This window comes from Shewanella sp. MEBiC00475 (assembly GCF_005234075.1).
Taxonomy (GTDB): domain Bacteria; phylum Pseudomonadota; class Gammaproteobacteria; order Enterobacterales; family Shewanellaceae; genus Shewanella; species Shewanella polaris.
The window spans coordinates 4,295,785-4,314,153 of sequence record NZ_CP039928.1; the positions used below are offsets into that span (position 1 = coordinate 4,295,785).

Consider the following 18,369-nt stretch of genomic DNA (forward strand, 5'->3'; position numbering starts at 1 on the left):
TACAGACAAGGAAGCGACAATGAAAGTAGTAAAGTGGATATTAGCAATTGGGCTAACCTTAGTAGTGGGCGTGACGGTCTACTTAACAATGTTTTTCGACCTTAATAATTTTAAACCGCAGATAGTTGATGCCGTCAAAAAACAAACGGGTCGAGACTTACAAATAACTCAAGATCTGAGTTGGAGCATTTTTCCTTCATTAGGGATTAAATTGGGGGGGATTTCACTCTCTAACCCAGATGGTTTCACCCCAGTATCAATGCTGGATGTTAATGAAGCAGTGGCTAATGTGGCACTTATGCCTTTATTTAGCCAACAAATTGAAGTTGACTTATTAAAGCTTGATGGTCTTACACTTAATTTAGTGACTCAAAAAGACGGTGAGACTAGTTTTGATGGTTTAACTGCTGAAAAATCGATTGAAACACCACAATCAGCCACAAGCAACTCAGAAGCAGTGTCTTTACAGACTCTAGATATTGGTGGTATCGAACTCACAAATACTAATATCAATTTAATTGATATGGCGAGCAATACTACTCAAACATTTAGTTTGAAAAGTTTTACTCTTGGTCAGTTTAGCCTAGGTCAATTTGCTGATTTTGCTTATGAGTTTTCAGCGACACTACCTGATATGCAGCTTGCATCATCTGGACAAGGCAAAATAAAGGTAGACCAAGCTTTAAATAACATCACTATTAATGACTTTGCCATGGTACATAAAGCCAGTGGTGACAGTTTGCCTGGTAAAACGGTTACCGCAGAGCTCACTACACAAATGACTATGGCATTAGATGCCAAAACATTAGAGCTGCAATTAACTAAAATGTCAGCGATGACGTTAGCGGCAACTGGCGATATTAAGGTTAACTATGGCAACAGTATTCCTAAAATTGTGATGAATCTTGATGTTGGCGATATTGATGTCGATGCATTACTGCCAAAGCAAGAAGGTGATGCGAAAGAAACTGAGGGTACTCCCGAAACTGCGCCAAGCCAAGAACCTGATTTATCAGCATTGAAAAGTGTCGACTTAACACTTAACTTAACGGCTAAATCAATTAAAGTCAGTAATATGCTAACGCAAAATTGGCAAATGAAAATGGCTATTAATAAAGGCATATTGAACTTGTCGTCGCTTACAGCTGATTTATATGAAGGTAAATTAGCGCTTAGCGCAAAATTAGATGGTCGCAAAGCGGTGCCCACATATCAATTCGATAAAAAACTCACAGGTGTTAATATTCGTCCGTTATTAATTGATGCGGCTGAAGTTGATTTGATTTCTGGTACTGCTAGCTTTGAAGTTAACGGTAGTGGTTCGAGTTTACTTCCAGACAATCTTAAAAAGAATCTTGATGCAGTAGGCAAGTTTGAAGTGGCTGATGGCTCGCTTTATGGGGTTAACATTCCACAAATGATCCGCAGTGCTCAGCAAAAATTAAAAGGTGATTTGTCTGCTGACAATAAAGAAGAGTTGAAAACGGACTTTACCAGTTTGACAGGTAGTTTCACGATGAAAGATGCTGTTGTGACTAATCCTGATTTAGCGATGGCTTCACCGTTAATTCGTTTAAGCGGTAAGGGCACAGCAAACATTGCTTCTGAAGCGTTGGATTACACCTTGACTACCAGTGTAGTGGGATCTTTATCAGGTCAAGGTGATGCTGATGAGTCACTAAAAGGTGTTAATATTCCTTTAACTATCAAAGGTACATTCCAAGAACCTAAGTTTGGCATTGATACAAAAGCATTGTTAGAAGGCCAGTTTAAAGATGAAGCCGATAAAGCCAAAGAAAAGTTAAAAGATGGATTGTTCAAGAAGCTTGGACTGTAATTAATAGATTATTAATGTTTAGGGCTGTCGATCATTCTTTATGAATACTTCAGCCTTTTTTAACGTATATAGTATTTTTGATATTAAGATTACTAAATACGACTGTTGATTTAACTAAGTCAATGTCACAGTACAAGTGTGATAATGGTTTGTTTACGGTATTAAACACGGCTAAACCATTAGCGTTTATTTACGATAAAATTACAGAATAAAAAACGGACAAGTGATTCACTTGTCCGTTTTTATGCGTTGAATATAGCGCTATGGCTAATCACCAGTATTAATACAAATTATTATCATAATTATAATTGCATGAAGGTGATTAGCTATTGGTCATAATTAGTTTTAGTATTTGCCCTGGTTGGATCAAGGTACTTTTTTCTAGACTGTTCCATTCAATGAGTTCAGCGACCGTAACTTTGTATTTTAGTGCTATTCGCGCTAGCGAATCGCCAGATTGTACTCGATAGTTAACCGTTTTCTCATTACTTGCAGTATTAATAGAAACTTCATTAGGATAGATAACTAACGATTTACCAACGCTCAAGGTAGATTGTTTTTTAAGGTTATTCCACTTACTTAATTGCGCCACACTGACTTGATGAGTTTGGGCAATTTTCCATAATGAATCACCGGACTTAACGGTATAAGTTTGTTTATTTACGCTAGATTTGATCACCGTTTTACGAGCTAGAACCTGGTCTGCAATCATAGTGACTAAGTCTGGATCTTTTGCTGCAACAGGGATAATTAAAAACCTACCAGCAATAATATTATTTCCTTTAATACCGTTGCTGCTTCGTATTAATGTGGCTGTTGTTTCAAATTGATCGGCAATTTCACTAATACTGTCGCCAGATTTTATTTTATAACGAACCCAATTAATCCTGGAGTCTGGTTCGATAGTTGCTAATGCTCGTTTGAAGGTTGCAGCTTTTTCGCTAGGCACAATTAAGTGATGTGGACCTTGCGGGGCTGTTGCCCAGCGCTTTAAACCTGGATTAATCGCTTTTAAATCACTTATGTCTATTTGAGCGAGATCTGCTGCTAAGTTTATGTCTAATTGGCTTTCAATATTGACGACTTCAATTTGAGGTGAGTTATCAATTGCCGCTAAATTGATACCGTATTTATCAGCATGTTTGATGACATCTGCCAACGCTAACAGTTGGGGGACATAGTGAGTCGTTTCTCTTGGAAGAGATAAAGACCAAAAATCTGTGGACTTTCCTCTGGCTTGGTTATGTTTAATCGCATTGAATACCCGGCCTTCACCTGAATTATAAGCAGCAATGGTGTATAACCAATTTTGCCCCATTTTGGCGTATAGATATTCCATTAAATCTAACGCGGCTTTTGTTGATGAGGCAACATCACGACGTCCGTCATACCACCAATTGGTTTTTACACCAAATGACAACGCTGTCGGTGCGGTTAATTGCCATAAACCAGAAGCATTACTCGCTGAATAGGCTAGTGGATCAAAACCACTTTCAACTATAGGTAATAAAGCAAGTTCTATGGGTAAATTACGTTGTTTAAGCTGTTCTACTATGTAATATAGATATGGCTTAGCACGTTGAGTGACAATTTCTAAATGTTGTGGATTATCGATATACCATTGGCGGTATTGGTTTACTAATACATTATCAACAACCGGGAAATGCATTTGACTGTCGATCCTGACCCATAAATCATTTACTTCTGCGACTTGTTCTTCAATTTGCTCAAGGGTTACCGTAGACGATTTTTTATTTTTAACGTTAGTGTTAACGGTCTTGTTCGAACTATCAGAATTTGGCTCTGCAGTATGGAGTGTCTGGCACCCTGTTACAGCCAGCATACAGCCAGCTATAATAATAAAGTTAGCTTTCATTTGAAGATACATTACCCCAAGTTCTCAGGCTTACATAAAATGGAACATACCAAATGCCATTGAGACTCTTTTGGTCATGCTAATTCAATTTTGCATTGTAGATTAAATCTTTTAGCTTGTCTTATTAAACTGTTTTCATGTTAAATCAAAAACTATCCTTCCATAACCTTAGTTTGGTAAATGTTTGAATATTATCTATTTTGTTTAATTTAAAATGAGCTAAAATTGCGATCTGAGTCTCATTTATGTGACAACGTAAAAATGGATTGATGGCTTTTTCAATGCCTATTGAACTCGGAATACTCGGTATATTTTGTGCTCTTAAGCGTTTGACCGTATCAGCATACTCAATCAATTGCTGATTTTTGGGTGTGACATGTAATGCAAAATCAATGTTTGCCTGGGTGTATTCATGTGCACAGTACACCTTGGTGTCATCGGGAAGTTGTGCAAGCATTGACAGTGATTTAAGCATTTGCTCTGGAGTACCTTCAAATAACCGTCCGCAACCAGCACTAAACAAGGTGTCACCGCAAAATAAGCTTTGCTGCATATAATATGCAATATGTCCTAAGGTGTGGCCCGGAACGGCCATTACAGTTGTTGCGCCTAAATCGGGGATGTCGAGCGTTGTTTGCGATTCAATACTAAGAGGATATGTTAACCCTGCGATCTTCTCATTACTTGGACCATATACCTTCAGAGTATGGTTAAAATGTTGTTGAAGCAGTGTAATACCGCCAGTATGATCTGCATGATGATGGGTGATTAATATCCCGACTAACTCAAGATCGGTGGTCGCGATATAATCGATAACACTTTGACCACAGCCAGGGTCAACAACATAAGCAAAACGGCTGCTTTCTTGATGAATCAACCAAATGTAATTGTCGTTGAACGCTGGGATTGTATGAACGTTAAGCATAATCTAACTCGAGTGGTGATTGACTATCTGTTAGGGTAACGGATATCGTTAAATAACGCCAAGTGAAGTGATACTTCAAAGTATTATTAATGGTTAGCTTAAAATTAAATAAGCTGTGGTAAAGTTTGTTTAGTGAATATGATATTTTTCAAAGTGAAAGTTGGCGGGCTCAATGTTAAAACCCCTTATTTGGCAAGATTTACCTTATGGTGAATTGTTGCAAGCCGAGATAGAAGCTAAGCTAGCACCTTGGTGGCCGCGGATATTTGGTTATCATTTACTAAAAGTGGGGGCGTTAAGCAGTCAGCTGAACAGTTTACAATGCAATATTGCACGCCATTTTTCTGTTTACGATGGCGTCGGTGCTAGTATTCAGGCCGATACCCATTATTTACCGATACAACAAAACTCAATTGACGCAGTTTTAAGTTGCTTTTTACTTGAATTTGAATCTGATCCGTATCAGATTTTGCGTGAATTCGATCGGGTGTTAATCAAAAGTGGTTATATTTTCATTATTGGTTTTAATCCAATAAGCCCTGCTTTTATTGGTAAAATTCTGCCTAAATATCAAACTCAACTACCTTGGGATGGACAGTTTTTTATGCCATCAAGAGTTAAAGATTGGCTTGGATTATTGGGTTATCAAGTATTGGCCGACGAACGTTTTATGTACCATTCGTTATTAGGACAACGTGGCGCTAATATGTCTTATCAAGCCAACAAACCTTATCAATCTTCATGGTGGCAAAAAAGTATTGCTACCTGGTTGCCGAGTACCGGCAGTGTCTATTTAATTGTCGCTCGGAAAATGACGATTCCGCTCACACCAATCAAAGATAAAGCAAAATTAAAAACGCCTAACTGGTCGCCCGCGCCATCTGCAGGCCGAAGTGGTTTGACTCAAGATGAGCATGTTAAAACACCCATATTGAAATCTGCAAAATTATAAAAAAGCACAACAAACAAGCAATATACGTAAGTATTAATTGAGAACATGTTAGTTATTCTGGTTGATAACCTTTATCAGGTTGTTGTGGTTTAGCTTCGGCGGCTTTTCTTGCTAATACGTCACAGCGTTCATTTTCTATATGGCCGGCATGACCTTTTACCCAACGCCAATCAATCTTGTGTAATTGGCTGACCGTGTCTAAACGCTTCCATAAATCGACATTTTTCACCGGTTGTTTGGTTGAGGTTATCCAGCCTTTTTTCTTCCAACCATGGATCCAAGTCATAATACCTTGACGCATATACTGACTATCGCTAGTTAAAATAATGTTGCATGGTTCATATAAGGACTCTAACGCGATTATAGGTGCTAAAAGTTCCATACGATTGTTGGTTGTTAATGAGAAGCCATCGGCCATTTCATGGTGCTGATGTTTATATTTCATGACCACACCATAACCACCGGGTCCGGGATTTCCTAAGCAAGAGCCATCAGTAAAAATATACAGCTGTTTGAGTTCGGCCATCAAGTTGTTACCATAGCGAAATATTCGCGCCAGTATACTTAATTTATACGAAGGTGAGGGCTGAAAGAGTAAAAAATATGAACATTATTTCTAGTGCAAGTCGTCAAGTGATTCTTGATACTGAAACCACAGGTATGAACCAAGCGGGTGGACCGATTTATGTTGGTCATCGCATTATTGAAATTGGTTGTGTTGAAGTGATTAATCGTCGCTTAACGGGTAGAACGTATCATCAATATATCAATCCTGGTCAGGCAATTGATGAAGAAGCCATTCAAGTTCATGGGATCACTAATGACCGCGTAGCTAATGAGCCGCGTTTTCATCAAATAGCCAAAGGTTTTATTGATTTTATCGATGGAGCGGAAATTGTCGCCCACAACGCTAACTTCGATGTGAGTTTCATGGACCATGAGTTTTCAAAACTCAACCCAATCGGACCGAAAACCAAAGAAATTTGCAGTATTTTAGATAGCTTGGCAATTGCAAAGCGTCTGCATCCAGGGCAAAAGAATAACCTAGATGCATTGTGCAGGCGTTATGGTATCGATAATGGCCGCCGTACTTATCACGGGGCGTTACTCGATGCGGAAATCCTTGCTGATGTTTATTTAATTATGACGGGTGGACAAATTAAGTTTAATTTGTCCAATGAAAAAGCGGGTCAAGAAGGCGGCGGAATAAAAAAAATCGATCCTGCTGCGTTTAATCTTAAAGTCGTTGGTGCATCTGCCGATGAAATACTATTACACGAACAACGACTTGACCTCATTGCGAAGTCAGGTAAATGTCTCTGGAGAGGATAAACCAATCTTTATGAGTGCCACTCGCGCCGGTTATTTTGCTATTCCTTGTTTATTGTTGCTAAGTCTTATCTTAGTTTGGCAGCCTAATGCCCAAGCCTCTATGGTTAGCGCATCAAAAGCTGTAGAACTTAAAAATCGTTTCCGAATCGATCATATGGTCGATAATTTAACGTTAGTGATTCAACGTAGATATGGTTCTGCACCGGTGGTGGTGATTTTACCTGACGGCAGCAAATGGTATTCAGATCGCTACCCGCAAACAGTAAAGTGGGTCGATGGTATTGCTGGCGATATGATTTACATTGAAAAGCCGATGCCAGGTCCATGGCAGCTATTAGGCAGTGTGGTTGAAGGATCTACAATTCAAAAAATTTCTAAATTAGATATTGAAGTACAACCTTTACCACAACCACTTTATAAAGGCGAAAGGCTAAAAGTAACAGCAAAACTTTTGGGTGATGATTTAACCATGAGAATGCCAGGGTTAGATTATATGGTGGAATGGACCGCACGTTTTGCCAGTGAGCATATTGTTAGTGATGATAATTTTGCTACAGGTACCATTATTGTCGGAGCATATAAAGATAATGGTGAATTGTTGGACGAAGCTCCAGATGACGGAATTTTTACTGGAAGCCATAATCTACAACAACCAACTGGACATTATATCCTTAATGTCACGGCACGAAATAATGTCTTTGAGCGTGAATATGAGATGTCGTTTGAGCTTTCTCCACAACCATTAAAAGCTGAAATGGTAGCTAATAAAGATCTATCCAAAGGCATATGGAAAATACAATTATCGGTTGATGAATCTGCGGTGTTGTTAGAACAAACTCATTTTGAGTTTGAGTTAGTTGGACCTGCTGGTTTGATTATACCGGTTACTTTACAAGCAATGACGAGTGCGAAACAAGTTTTATACTTACCGAAAGTCACTGAATTTGGTAGTTATCGAGTCAAGGGGACTGCCGTATCAACCACAGTTGATGGCCGTGAAATAGTGCTTTACCTACCTGAAATGTTCTTTAATTTTATTGAAGCTCCCGTTTCAATTACAGCAGAATCTATTAAAGTGATCGCTGAAAAAGCGGCAATTCAAGCCGAAATTGAAGAAGAAGTCGCCAAAGATAATGCGCTGTTCTGGATAATTATCATTAATGGCATACTGCTGTTAGTTGGTATTGTCAGTTTAATCGTGTGGCGTAAGAGACAAACACTCGCTAAAGCGATGGCGGCGGCCGAGTTAAGGTTACAACAAGAACCACAACAGCCTGAAAAATCAATTGAAACACTTTTGGACACTATTGATTTGGATGACATTGATTTGAGTATACCCGATGATAAAATCGAATAAGTTGAAGTGGATGAGTTTTGTGCTAAATAGTGTGGTTTGCGTGATTTTTAGCCAAATAAATAGGCGAAATAAAAAATAAGTTGACGATAAATAAGCACAACATTATTATTCATCGCACTTGTATGGAATGGTAGTTCAGTTGTTTATATTACTGGCCTGTCATGCTGAGGGACGCGGGTTCACTGTTTTAATATCAACGTCCGCTCCGCTATTCAAGTAACTGTTTGCATTTAATAAAATAGGTAATATTTATTCTATTTTCGTTTTTATTAAGTGTATACAAACCGTTTTGGAGCGGTAGTTCAGTTGGTTAGAATACCGGCCTGTCACGCCGGGGGTCGCGGGTTCGAGTCCCGTCCGCTCCGCCAAATAAGAAAAAAAGCCTCTACAGCAATGTAGGGGCTTTTTTCTTATGAAAAATCAAAAGATTTGGTGTTTTTACTTAGCCAGAAATCAGCCATATAAGCTAATGTTAGTGTATTTATGTAATTCCATCGCAGATCAATAGAAACCGGCCTGTCATGCCGGAGGTCGCGGGTTCACGGTTTCAACATCAGCGTCCGCTCCGCCAAATAAGATGAAAGCCTCTACAGCAATGTAGAGGCTTTTTTCTGTCTTAACATCAGCAGAATTGCTGTTTTAGGTTAGCCAATAATGTGGTAATTATTACAGGGCATCGGCTTATTACTTATAGCTGATTAACTAGAACGCGTAACTTATATTCAATTCTAGTGAGCGACCCGAACCGGCTATTTGTTGAAAACCGTTACTGCTGTCAGCTTTATAATCAGCGATACTGACACCGCCCAGTGGCAGTTGATAATACTCATCCAGTAGATTTTTCACTGCAATAGTCATTGTGGCATAATGCCATTTAATACTGCTGCTTAAATTAAGCAGTGAATAACTGTCAGTTGTGTTTTCTAAACGCTGTTCATCCACGCGATCTTTACTGGCAACCCATTGCCAACTGATACTATTTTGCCAATAACCTAGCTGTTGTTGCAAAGCTAGCTCTGTTTGCAAAGGTTTTATTTGATACAGCGGTTGGTCGTTGTCATCTCTTTCGCCGCGCGTTGTGTTGATGTTAGCGTTAATGAGCCATTTACCCGTGTCGTTGTCTGCTAGTTGATATTCAGCATCAATGCGTGCACCAAACAAGTTAGCGTCCACATTTGTAAACTGTAAAATATGACGACTATTACTATCGATGCTTGTGCGATTAAAACTGCTGACCACATTGGCATCAATAAAATCGTTAATGCTGCTGTACCAAGCTGTTGCACTAAATGCTAAATCATCTTGTACTAGCTTGTAAGCCATACTCAATGTATGTGCAGTTTCTGCACTAAGGTCTGTGTTGCCTATGTAGCCGTTTGCATCGCCATACCAGCCAATCATCGTTGTCGCCATGGTGCTTTGGCCCCAACTGTATCGCTCATATAAATTGGGTGCGCGGTTCTTTTGGGCTAAACCAAGCTCTATCACTTCAGTATCGCTGAGTTGATAGCGAGCAAGAAGGGTCGCATCGATGTTATTGTCATTGCGCTTTCGATAGAGGCCATTAAATTCATCTGCGGCTATGGCATTAACATTGGTCATGCCCATCATGCTCATTGTGTTATAAGGCTGAACCTCACCTGTGCTGGTTGATACGTATTCATAACGAACACCTGCAGACAGCCACCAACGTGTATTAAGTGTTTGTTGCCACTCGCCATAAATAGCTGCACGTTGGCGTTCGCCATCATTAATATTGACATAGTCATTGGGGCCCATCATGGCTGAACCTTCAATCGCAGGCCATGTATCATCAAGTTGATAAACATAATATTCTTGGCCAATTAATAAGGTGCTGTCTGAGCTCATTGGTAGCTGCCAATGCAGTTGGTAACTGTAATCTTTACCCTTAGTTTTCATTGGCATCATGCCGGTTTTTTCATCGGTAAAGAAGCCCATTTGATGCTCTACATTGTGCCAGTTTGCTTGGGCGGTGAACTCGCCTTCGTTTTCAAGTGTTCGTTGATAACGTACTAATGCGCCATAACTGTCATTATTCGTCATGTCCATATACTGGTTTGCAAAACCTTGAAAGGGGATATGTTGATGAGTCAGTTTGACTGCAACTTGTTGAATGTCATCTTGCCAAGCAGCGGTTAATGCATGATTTTGTGATTGGTACAAAGTGTCTAGTACTTTATCGCCATGGCCATCTGTATAGCTGTTTGCATCTTCAAATGATCCTTGGTAACTAAAGCTTAATGTTTTACTTGCTACAGTGGCATTTACACCTGCGAGAATGGCGTCATTAGTGCTTAGATAACCGCTAGATATGTTACCACTTTGCCATGTCACTGTATCGCTATCGGTAAATACAGGGGTTAAGCTAGTGACGTTAATTACGCCAGCAATGTTATCGCCACCGGCGCTCACCGGAGAGACTCCAGCAACCACTTGAATCGAACTAATTTGATTGGCTGACACATATGAAAGTGGCGGGTTCATCTGGTTTGCACATGATGAGGTAATGTCACTGCCATCAATGAGCACTTTGATCCGATCGCCCATCATGCCATTTAAAATCGGTAATGCAGATACGCCACCCGCTTCAGAAAAATCTACACCTTGTTTATTTAATAAGTTTTGGGCAGAACCGAGTAAATCGTTATTGGCCGCTTGTCCATGTACTTCAACCCGCTCAATGCCTTCACTATTTTGCTTATCGTACTGCTCAGCCATTACTGGTTGTGTAATAGCAAACATTACAGCCAATGAAATTGATGAGTAAACCCATGGGTAATTTGTATTTAATTTAATGGTTTGGATTGCTTTATTTACCAACGTCATCACCTTTATTGTTATTTTTTCAACCTTTGATGAATATATTTCAAAGGTGTTTATCAGTCTGTTAAATTATAACTTGCTAATAAATATGATGAATGCGACATAGTGTCGCACCTTGATAAATACCTGTCTGTGGTGATAAATGAATCATGGAGATATCAATGACACTGCATCAGTTTCTGACATGTGGATTGATTACTTTTGTATGAAATGATTATTTTAGTGCTTGTTATTTAGCAACAAGCTTGCTTATACTGCGTGACATCTTGTCGGAGTGCCATTATGGCTGAGACCGTTTATTCGGGATCCGTTGAACCTGATCAGGCTAGAACCTGCGAAGGAAACAAGCGTAATAATCATGATTATTGGGAAGATAAATAACGTATTAACACGATTGTAATTGGACGTTTACCTCCGAGTTTTTTATCGGTTTATATTCCAGTTACGTTATTACATTAGTATTTTTCTATGTGATTATTGACTTAAGCAATAGCTTTTTTATTGTTTACTGCTGCTATCAACACCTCTCCAGACAAGCAACTCTACTCTTAATATTGAGGTTGCTAATGTCAAATCCAAACCGTCGTCAAACTCGAGCTAACGCTCAACAATTTATTGATACCCTTAAACCGTTACAACATCCTAACTCGGAAAAAGTTTATTTAGCGGGTAGTCGTGCTGATATCAACGTCGCTATGCGTCAGGTTAATCAAACTGATACCGTTATTGGTGGTACCGACGCTGCACCCATTAAACAAGCCAATCCACCAATCATGGTTTATGACTGCGCGGGTGCTTATTCTGATCCTCTTGCTGATATCAACGTGCGTGAAGGCTTACCTAAAATCCGTCAAGCATGGATTGATGAGCGACAAGATACTGAGCAATTAACGGGTGCAACCTCTGGTTTTGCCCAACAACGCCTGGCCGACGATGGACTCGATTATTTACGCTTTGACGCCCTTGTCGCGCCTAAACGTTCCAAGAAGGGTAAATGCGTGACCCAAATGTATTATGCTCGCCAAGGTATTATTACCCCCGAAATGGAATACATTGCCATTCGTGAAAACATGGCTCGCGCTGAAGTAACTGATAGCGTGTTGACGCAAAAATCGCCTGGTGAGACTTTTGGTGCGCATATTGGGCAACTTATCACTCCTGAGTTTGTTCGCGATGAAGTCGCCCGAGGTCGAGCGATTATTCCGCTGAATATTAACCATCCTGAAACTGAACCTATGATTATTGGGCGTAATTTTTTAGTGAAGGTGAATGCCAATATTGGTAATTCTGCGGTGACATCTTCGATTGAAGAAGAAGTTGAAAAACTCGTATGGTCAACCCGTTGGGGCGCCGATACGGTCATGGATTTGTCGACTGGACGTTATATTCATGAAACGCGTGAGTGGCTTATCCGTAATTCGCCTGTGCCGATTGGTACCGTGCCGATTTATCAAGCATTAGAAAAGGTTAATGGCGTTGCCGAAGACCTCAGTTGGGCGGTATTTAGAGATACATTGATTGAACAAGCTGAGCAGGGCGTAGACTATTTTACGATTCATGCAGGGGTGTTATTGCGTTATGTACCCATGACCGCCAAACGCCTTACCGGTATTGTGTCGCGTGGCGGTTCAATTATGGCTAAGTGGTGTTTAAGTCACCATCAAGAAAGTTTCTTATATGAACACTTTCGAGATATTTGCCAAATTTGCGCCCAATACGATGTGTCGTTGTCGCTAGGGGATGGTATGCGCCCAGGTTCAATTGCCGACGCCAATGATGAAGCGCAATTTGCGGAATTAGAAACCTTAGGTGAATTGGTCAAAATTGCATGGGAATACGATGTGCAGACCATCATCGAAGGCCCTGGCCATGTGCCAATGCAATTGATTAAAGTCAATATGGAAAAGCAATTGGCCCTTTGTGATGAAGCGCCATTTTATACCTTAGGCCCACAAACAACAGATATTGCGCCTGGATATGATCACTTCACCTCCGGTATTGGTGCAGCCATGATGGCTTGGTACGGCGTGGCGATGTTGTGTTACGTCACCCCTAAAGAACACTTAGGTTTGCCTAACAAAGAAGATGTAAAACAAGGCTTAATTGCTTACAAGATTGCTGCCCATGCTGCTGATGTCGCTAAAGGTCATCCAGGTGCACAAGTACGTGATAATGCATTATCAAAAGCCCGCTTTGAATTCCGTTGGGAAGATCAATATAACCTAGGTCTTGATCCTGATACCGCTCGTGCTTACCACGACGAATCGTTACCACAAGAATCAGCCAAAGTGGCTCATTTTTGTTCAATGTGTGGGCCTAAATTCTGTTCGATGAAAATAACCCACGAAGTACGTGAATATGCCGCTAATCTTGAACAAGCTAAAGCACTTAAGATTGAAGTATCTTCCGCTAGTGCTTATCAAGCTCAACATTCGACTCAAGCTCTTAATCCATTTGAGGCGATGGCTAAAAAGTCGGCTGAATTTAAAGCATCTGGATCGGAGCTGTATCACGACATCAAACCAGTTGCCCCGTTTGATACCGACTTAGCTGTAGAGGTTGAATAATCGCAATGAATTCATCGAGATTTGTCAGTGAATCCATAACTCAAACCCCACCCATTGTCTGGACCATAGCTGGTTCTGACAGTGGTGGTGGTGCAGGGATTCAAGCTGATTTATTAACTATACAAGACTTGTCGTGTCACGGGTGTAGCGTAATAACCACATTAACCGCACAAAACTCAGTTAGTGTGAGTCTTGTTGAAACCGTTTCTGAATCCATGTTGTTGGCTCAGTTCAGCAGTTTACTCGTGGATTTGCCGCCAGTTGCCATTAAAATTGGCCTGCTTGCATCCCAAGTACAAGTAGACATATTAGCTGGCTGTTTAGCTCAAATGCGTGTTACTCAGATGATGGTACCTTTTGTGGTGCTTGATCCTGTCATGGTCGCCAGTAGTGGTGCGAATTTTAATCCTATCTATCTCGATTTTAGCCCTCTCATTGGCTTAATTGATTTATTAACACCTAATCAGCACGAATTGAAACGTTTATGTTCTCAGTATGCGTTAGTAAAAGATTGTGATGTCGATAACAAGGTTGCTCAGCAACAGCAAATGATCTCCGATGCCAAATTGTTATCCGATACATTTAAATGCCATGTGCTTGCTAAAGGTGGTGATGCTCAGTGGCAGCAACAATATGCAATAGATGTTTATGTGAGTAAAAATGTTAAAGGCGCCAGTATTGCACACAGTAATGCGGTGTTTATGCTAAGTAGCCAGCGGATAGCAACCACCAATAATCATGGCAGTGGTTGCACATTATCATCTGCAATTGCGTGTTTTATTGCCCATGACTTCGTTATTCATGATGCCATTGTGCTGGCAAAAGCCTATGTTAATAATGGACTCGCTTTAGGTGTAAGCCTCGGCCAAGGACCTGGTGTCTTAGCCCGTACTGGTTGGCCTGATGATTTAGGGATGATGCCATCAATCAAGTTGGTATCTTCTGAGCATCTCGCTGATGATTCGTGCAAGCAAGCTGCACCTAATAGTTTTAAATCGCTGCATCAACCCTTGGGGATTTATCCTGTTGTAGCTGATATCGATATGCTTAAACAATTGTTAAAAGCGGGCTGTAAGACGGTTCAATATCGTGCCAAGTTAGCTATTAATATCGATACTGATGACAGCCATGTATTAGAACGATTAACACTCGAAGCTAATATCATTGAGGCCATCAAACTAGGTCGCAAATTTCATGCTCAGTTGTTTATTAATGATCATTGGCCATTGGCGATTAAACACGGTGCGTTTGGGGTTCATTTAGGCCAAGAAAATATGGCAACTGCAGATTTAAGCGCGATAGCTGCTGCTGGAATGGCGTTAGGGCTATCGAGTCACAGTTATTTTGAAGCCTTATTAGCGCACCAATGTTCGCCTTCATATATTGCTCTTGGGCATATTTTTGCTACCACGACCAAGCAAATGCCTTCCACGCCTCAAGGACTCAGTAAACTTAAACGTTATGTTAGTTTATTTGCACGCCATTATCCGACAGTCGCAATTGGCGGGATAGATCTCAGTAATTTGGAGTTTATTGCGGATACCGGCGTTGGTGATGCTGCTGTTGTTAGAGCTGTAGCCACGGCTAACGATCCAGCGAAGGCGTATCGAGCCTTGCATCATAAATGGTTGCAGGTTACGCGGCCTTTGGCAAAAGCCTGTTCACCTCAGGAGGGCTTATGAATTCTCTATCTGGTCAGGATTACATTCAGTATTCACGCACCATGCTACTGAGTGATATTGGAGAAGCAGGGCAGCTTGCCATTATGAATAGCCCTGTAGTGATCATCGGTGTAGGTGGCTTAGGAAATGTAGTGGCGCATTATTTAGCTGCAGCGGGTGTTCAGCAAATAATGTTAATTGATCATGATGTGGTGGAATTATCCAACTTACCAAGGCAACTCCTGTTCCGGGCATCTGATATTGGCCAAGCAAAAGTCAATATTGCAAAAAGTGTACTGAGTTATGCTTACCCTCAAATCAATATCGACGTGTTGGAACAGCCCATTACATCAGCGCACTTTAAGCAGCTTGTTAAACTATTTACGGTAAAACCTGTGGTGTTTGATTGCACTGATAATGTTAGTGCGAGGCAACTGATAAACCAACTGTGTGTACAGCATCAGTTAACCTTGGTTAGTGGTGCCATTAGTGCATATCAGGGGCAATTATTTTGTATTGATTTTTCAAGCACACATTCACACAGCGGTTGCTATTGTTGTTTATATCCACTTGATACACCCATTATGCAAAATTGTACTCAAACTGGCGTGTTTGGGCCCGCCGTGGGCATTATCGCCAGTATGCAAGCGCTGGTGGGCCTGCAGCACATCTGCAATACCTTTACGCAATACGGTGTTTTACATCGATTTAATGCTCAGGATTTACGCTGGCAGTATGCAAACATGAGTCAAGACCCACAGTGTGAAGTGTGTCATCAATATCCATTAACAGATCATCAGGAGCGGTCTAATGATACAAACTGATCCCCATGGGGTAATAACCCTGCACCTCAATGGTGTCGAGCAACAAGTTCGGGCTAATTTAAACTTGGCTGAACTACTGATACTCAGTGATTTACCCACTCAAGGAGTGGCCGTTGTGGTCAACGATACTGTTATGCCTCGAAGTCGTTGGATGCATGTATTGTGTCAAGCCGATGACAATATCACCGTTTTTTATGCCGTTGCTGGAGGTTAATAATGTTAACGATAGCCGATCATCAATTTTCGTCTCGGTTACTCACTGGAACGGGAAAATTTTCAGATCACAATACAATGTTACAAGCGATAGCAAGTTCTGGGTCGCAGTTAGTTACTTTAGCGATGAAGCGGATTGATTTAACCCGCGGTCATGACAACTTACTCGGTCCTTTGCAAAGTCTGGGGGTTAAATTATTACCCAATACCGCCGGTGCGCGTAATGCTAAAGAAGCTATTTTTGCTGCTGAACTAGCTTATGAAATTCTGGGTACTAAATGGATTAAACTTGAAATTCATCCCGATCCCAAATACCTCATGCCAGATCCTATTGAAACATTGATTGCGGCTCAATACTTATGCGAACAAGGCTATATTGTTATGCCTTATGTGCATGCCGATCCAGTATTGTGTCGTCGCTTAGAAGAAGTTGGTTGCGCTGCGGTTATGCCACTCGGCAGTCCAATAGGCAGTAATCAAGGCTTAGCGACGGAAACATTCTTAAGCATTATTATTGAACAGGCCAATATTCCGGTAATAGTAGATGCCGGCATTGGCGCACCTTCACAAGCTTGTAGAGCTATGGAAATGGGCGCAGCAGCAGTATTGGTAAATACCGCGATTGCAAGTAGTGCCAATCCCCAACAAATGGCTAAATGTTTTGCTGATGCAGTTGCAACAGGAAGACAAGCATATCTTGCTGGATTAGGGGCAGTGAACAACCATGCTAACGCGACCAGTCCTTTGACCGGATTCTTGTCAGAACCAACAATCAATTCGCTTGCAAAGTCAGTGAATGGTAAGGGGGGATAGCATGACGTATTCAAGCGTATTTTCGCAATTAGCCCCCGATGCATTATCGATGAAGCTGTATTCGACTACCGTCAAAGAGGTTGAGCGGGCTCTACAAAATCCAAGCGGTAATCTTGATAGCTTGTTGGCATTATTATCTCCTGCCGCAATGGCATATATTGAACCAATGGCGCAACAAGCCGTTCAGCTGACTCGGCAGCGATTTGGTGCCAATATCGGCCTTTTCTTGCCTTTATATTTATCAAACCTGTGCGCCAATGAGTGCGATTATTGTGGTTTTAGTATGAGCAACAAGGTCAAGCGCAAAACTCTTACTCGTGATGAACTAGAAGCCGAAATGGCGATTATTAAACAACGAGGCTTTGATTCGATATTATTAGTATCTGGTGAGCATGAAACTAAAGTTGGAATGGGGTATTTTGAGTCGGTGTTACCGTTAGTTAGCAAGGCTTTTAATTACGTGGCAATGGAAGTTCAACCATTGGAGACTGATCAGTATCAGCGTCTTGCCAAATTAGGTGTTGATGCCGTTATGGTATACCAAGAAACCTATCGTGCTCATACTTATGCTCAACATCATACTCGCGGTAAAAAACAAGATTTTATCTATCGCTTAGATACCCCAGACAGAGTGGCTAAAGCCGGCATCGATAAAATTGGCCTTGGAGTATTACTTGGATTAGATGATTGGCGCTTGGATGCATTACTTATGGGCTTTCATCTAGATTACTTAGAAAATAGCTACTGGCGCAGTCGCTACAGTATTTCATTACCTCGTTTACGTCCGTGTACTGGCGGTATTACACCAAAAGTTGAATTGACGGATGCAGGGTTAGTTCAAATGATCTGTGCATTTAGGCTGTTCAATCCTCAACTTGAAATTAGTTTATCAACTCGTGAGCTGCCGTCGTTGAGGGATAATTTACTCCCTTTAGGCATTACTCATATGAGTGCTGGAAGCTCTACTCAACCAGGTGGTTATATGGCGCCAGACAGCCAACTTGATCAATTTGAAATCAGTGATAACCGTCCAGTAGAGCAAGTTGTTGAACAAATGAAGCGACGAGGAATTAATCCATTATGGAAAGATTGGGAGATGGGTTGGGTTAACGACTAACTTTTGTTTGAAAACTGTACATATTAGTCGGTTTAGGCCATAATAAGTCGA

14 protein-coding genes, 1 tRNA gene and 1 riboswitch are annotated in these 18,369 nt (G+C 40.9%); of the genes, 11 read left to right on the plus strand and 4 right to left on the minus strand.

Features of this window, described 5'->3' with window-relative positions:
• Window positions 1-19 precede the first annotated feature (19 nt).
• Window positions 20-1,837 (plus strand): AsmA family protein, encoded by a 1,818-nt coding sequence (locus FCN25_RS19030; protein ID WP_137226947.1) that lies wholly within the window; start codon window positions 20-22, stop codon window positions 1,835-1,837.
• 322 nt (window positions 1,838-2,159) lie between these two features.
• On the opposite strand, the gene FCN25_RS19035 is transcribed toward FCN25_RS19030, so the two are convergent.
• Together FCN25_RS19035 and gloB are read right to left on the minus strand one after the other, a co-directional pair.
• Window positions 2,160-3,713, minus strand: a complete 1,554-nt coding sequence (locus tag FCN25_RS19035) for a LysM peptidoglycan-binding domain-containing protein (protein WP_137226948.1) — start codon at window positions 3,711-3,713, stop codon at window positions 2,160-2,162.
• A 145-nt stretch (window positions 3,714-3,858) separates the two neighbouring features.
• Entirely contained in the window at window positions 3,859-4,638 is a 780-nt protein-coding gene (gloB, locus tag FCN25_RS19040) for a hydroxyacylglutathione hydrolase (RefSeq protein WP_137226949.1), read from the minus strand.
• A gap of 172 nt (window positions 4,639-4,810) precedes the next feature.
• On the opposite strand from gloB, the gene FCN25_RS19045 reads away from it, so the two are divergent.
• The gene (locus FCN25_RS19045) at window positions 4,811-5,590 is read left to right on the plus strand and encodes a class I SAM-dependent methyltransferase (protein ID WP_137226950.1); all 780 of its coding nucleotides are present in this window, start codon (window positions 4,811-4,813) and stop codon (window positions 5,588-5,590) included.
• Window positions 5,591-5,642: 52 nt separating this feature from the next.
• On the opposite strand, the gene rnhA is transcribed toward FCN25_RS19045, so the two are convergent.
• On the minus strand, window positions 5,643-6,116 hold the full coding sequence (gene rnhA, locus FCN25_RS19050; RefSeq protein ID WP_137226951.1) for a ribonuclease HI: 474 nt from the start codon (window positions 6,114-6,116) through the stop codon (window positions 5,643-5,645).
• A gap of 77 nt (window positions 6,117-6,193) precedes the next feature.
• Between rnhA and dnaQ the strand changes: the two genes are divergently transcribed.
• The 3 genes from dnaQ (at window position 6,194) to FCN25_RS19065 (ending at window position 8,647) form a co-directional block, all read left to right on the plus strand.
• Window positions 6,194-6,922, plus strand: a complete 729-nt coding sequence (dnaQ, locus tag FCN25_RS19055; RefSeq protein WP_137226952.1) for a DNA polymerase III subunit epsilon — start codon at window positions 6,194-6,196, stop codon at window positions 6,920-6,922.
• Window positions 6,923-6,932: 10 nt separating this feature from the next.
• A complete protein-coding gene (locus FCN25_RS19060) occupies window positions 6,933-8,279 on the plus strand; it encodes a TIGR03503 family protein (RefSeq protein WP_137226953.1) in 1,347 nt (448 codons plus the stop codon).
• A gap of 291 nt (window positions 8,280-8,570) precedes the next feature.
• A tRNA-Asp gene (locus FCN25_RS19065) sits at window positions 8,571-8,647 on the plus strand.
• A 334-nt stretch (window positions 8,648-8,981) separates the two neighbouring features.
• Here the strand turns inward: FCN25_RS19065 and FCN25_RS19070 are convergent.
• The gene (locus FCN25_RS19070; RefSeq protein WP_137226954.1) at window positions 8,982-11,126 is read right to left on the minus strand and encodes a TonB-dependent siderophore receptor; all 2,145 of its coding nucleotides are present in this window, start codon (window positions 11,124-11,126) and stop codon (window positions 8,982-8,984) included.
• Window positions 11,127-11,383: 257 nt separating this feature from the next.
• Window positions 11,384-11,483: riboswitch (TPP riboswitch) on the plus strand.
• 206 nt (window positions 11,484-11,689) lie between these two features.
• Between FCN25_RS19070 and thiC the strand changes: the two genes are divergently transcribed.
• From thiC to thiH, 6 genes are read left to right on the plus strand one after another with little or no spacing between them, the layout of a single operon-like run.
• Window positions 11,690-13,690 carry a phosphomethylpyrimidine synthase ThiC gene (gene thiC, locus FCN25_RS19075; protein WP_137226955.1) on the plus strand — a complete coding sequence of 667 codons (2,001 nt, stop codon included), beginning with the start codon at window positions 11,690-11,692 and terminating at the stop codon, window positions 13,688-13,690.
• Window positions 13,691-13,695: 5 nt separating this feature from the next.
• Window positions 13,696-15,372: a bifunctional hydroxymethylpyrimidine kinase/phosphomethylpyrimidine kinase gene (locus FCN25_RS19080; RefSeq protein ID WP_137226956.1), complete on the plus strand. Its 1,677-nt coding sequence runs from the start codon at window positions 13,696-13,698 to the stop codon at window positions 15,370-15,372.
• Window positions 15,369-16,175, plus strand: coding sequence for a HesA/MoeB/ThiF family protein (locus tag FCN25_RS19085; protein WP_175405906.1), 807 nt, complete (start codon window positions 15,369-15,371; stop codon window positions 16,173-16,175). The genes FCN25_RS19080 and FCN25_RS19085 overlap by 4 nt, the downstream gene beginning before the upstream one ends.
• Window positions 16,162-16,389: a sulfur carrier protein ThiS gene (thiS, locus tag FCN25_RS19090; protein WP_137226958.1), complete on the plus strand. Its 228-nt coding sequence runs from the start codon at window positions 16,162-16,164 to the stop codon at window positions 16,387-16,389. The genes FCN25_RS19085 and thiS overlap by 14 nt, the downstream gene beginning before the upstream one ends.
• A gap of 2 nt (window positions 16,390-16,391) precedes the next feature.
• The gene (locus FCN25_RS19095; RefSeq protein ID WP_137226959.1) at window positions 16,392-17,201 is read left to right on the plus strand and encodes a thiazole synthase; all 810 of its coding nucleotides are present in this window, start codon (window positions 16,392-16,394) and stop codon (window positions 17,199-17,201) included.
• A 1-nt stretch (window position 17,202) separates the two neighbouring features.
• The gene (thiH, locus tag FCN25_RS19100; protein ID WP_137226960.1) at window positions 17,203-18,318 is read left to right on the plus strand and encodes a 2-iminoacetate synthase ThiH; all 1,116 of its coding nucleotides are present in this window, start codon (window positions 17,203-17,205) and stop codon (window positions 18,316-18,318) included.
• Window positions 18,319-18,369 lie beyond the last annotated feature (51 nt).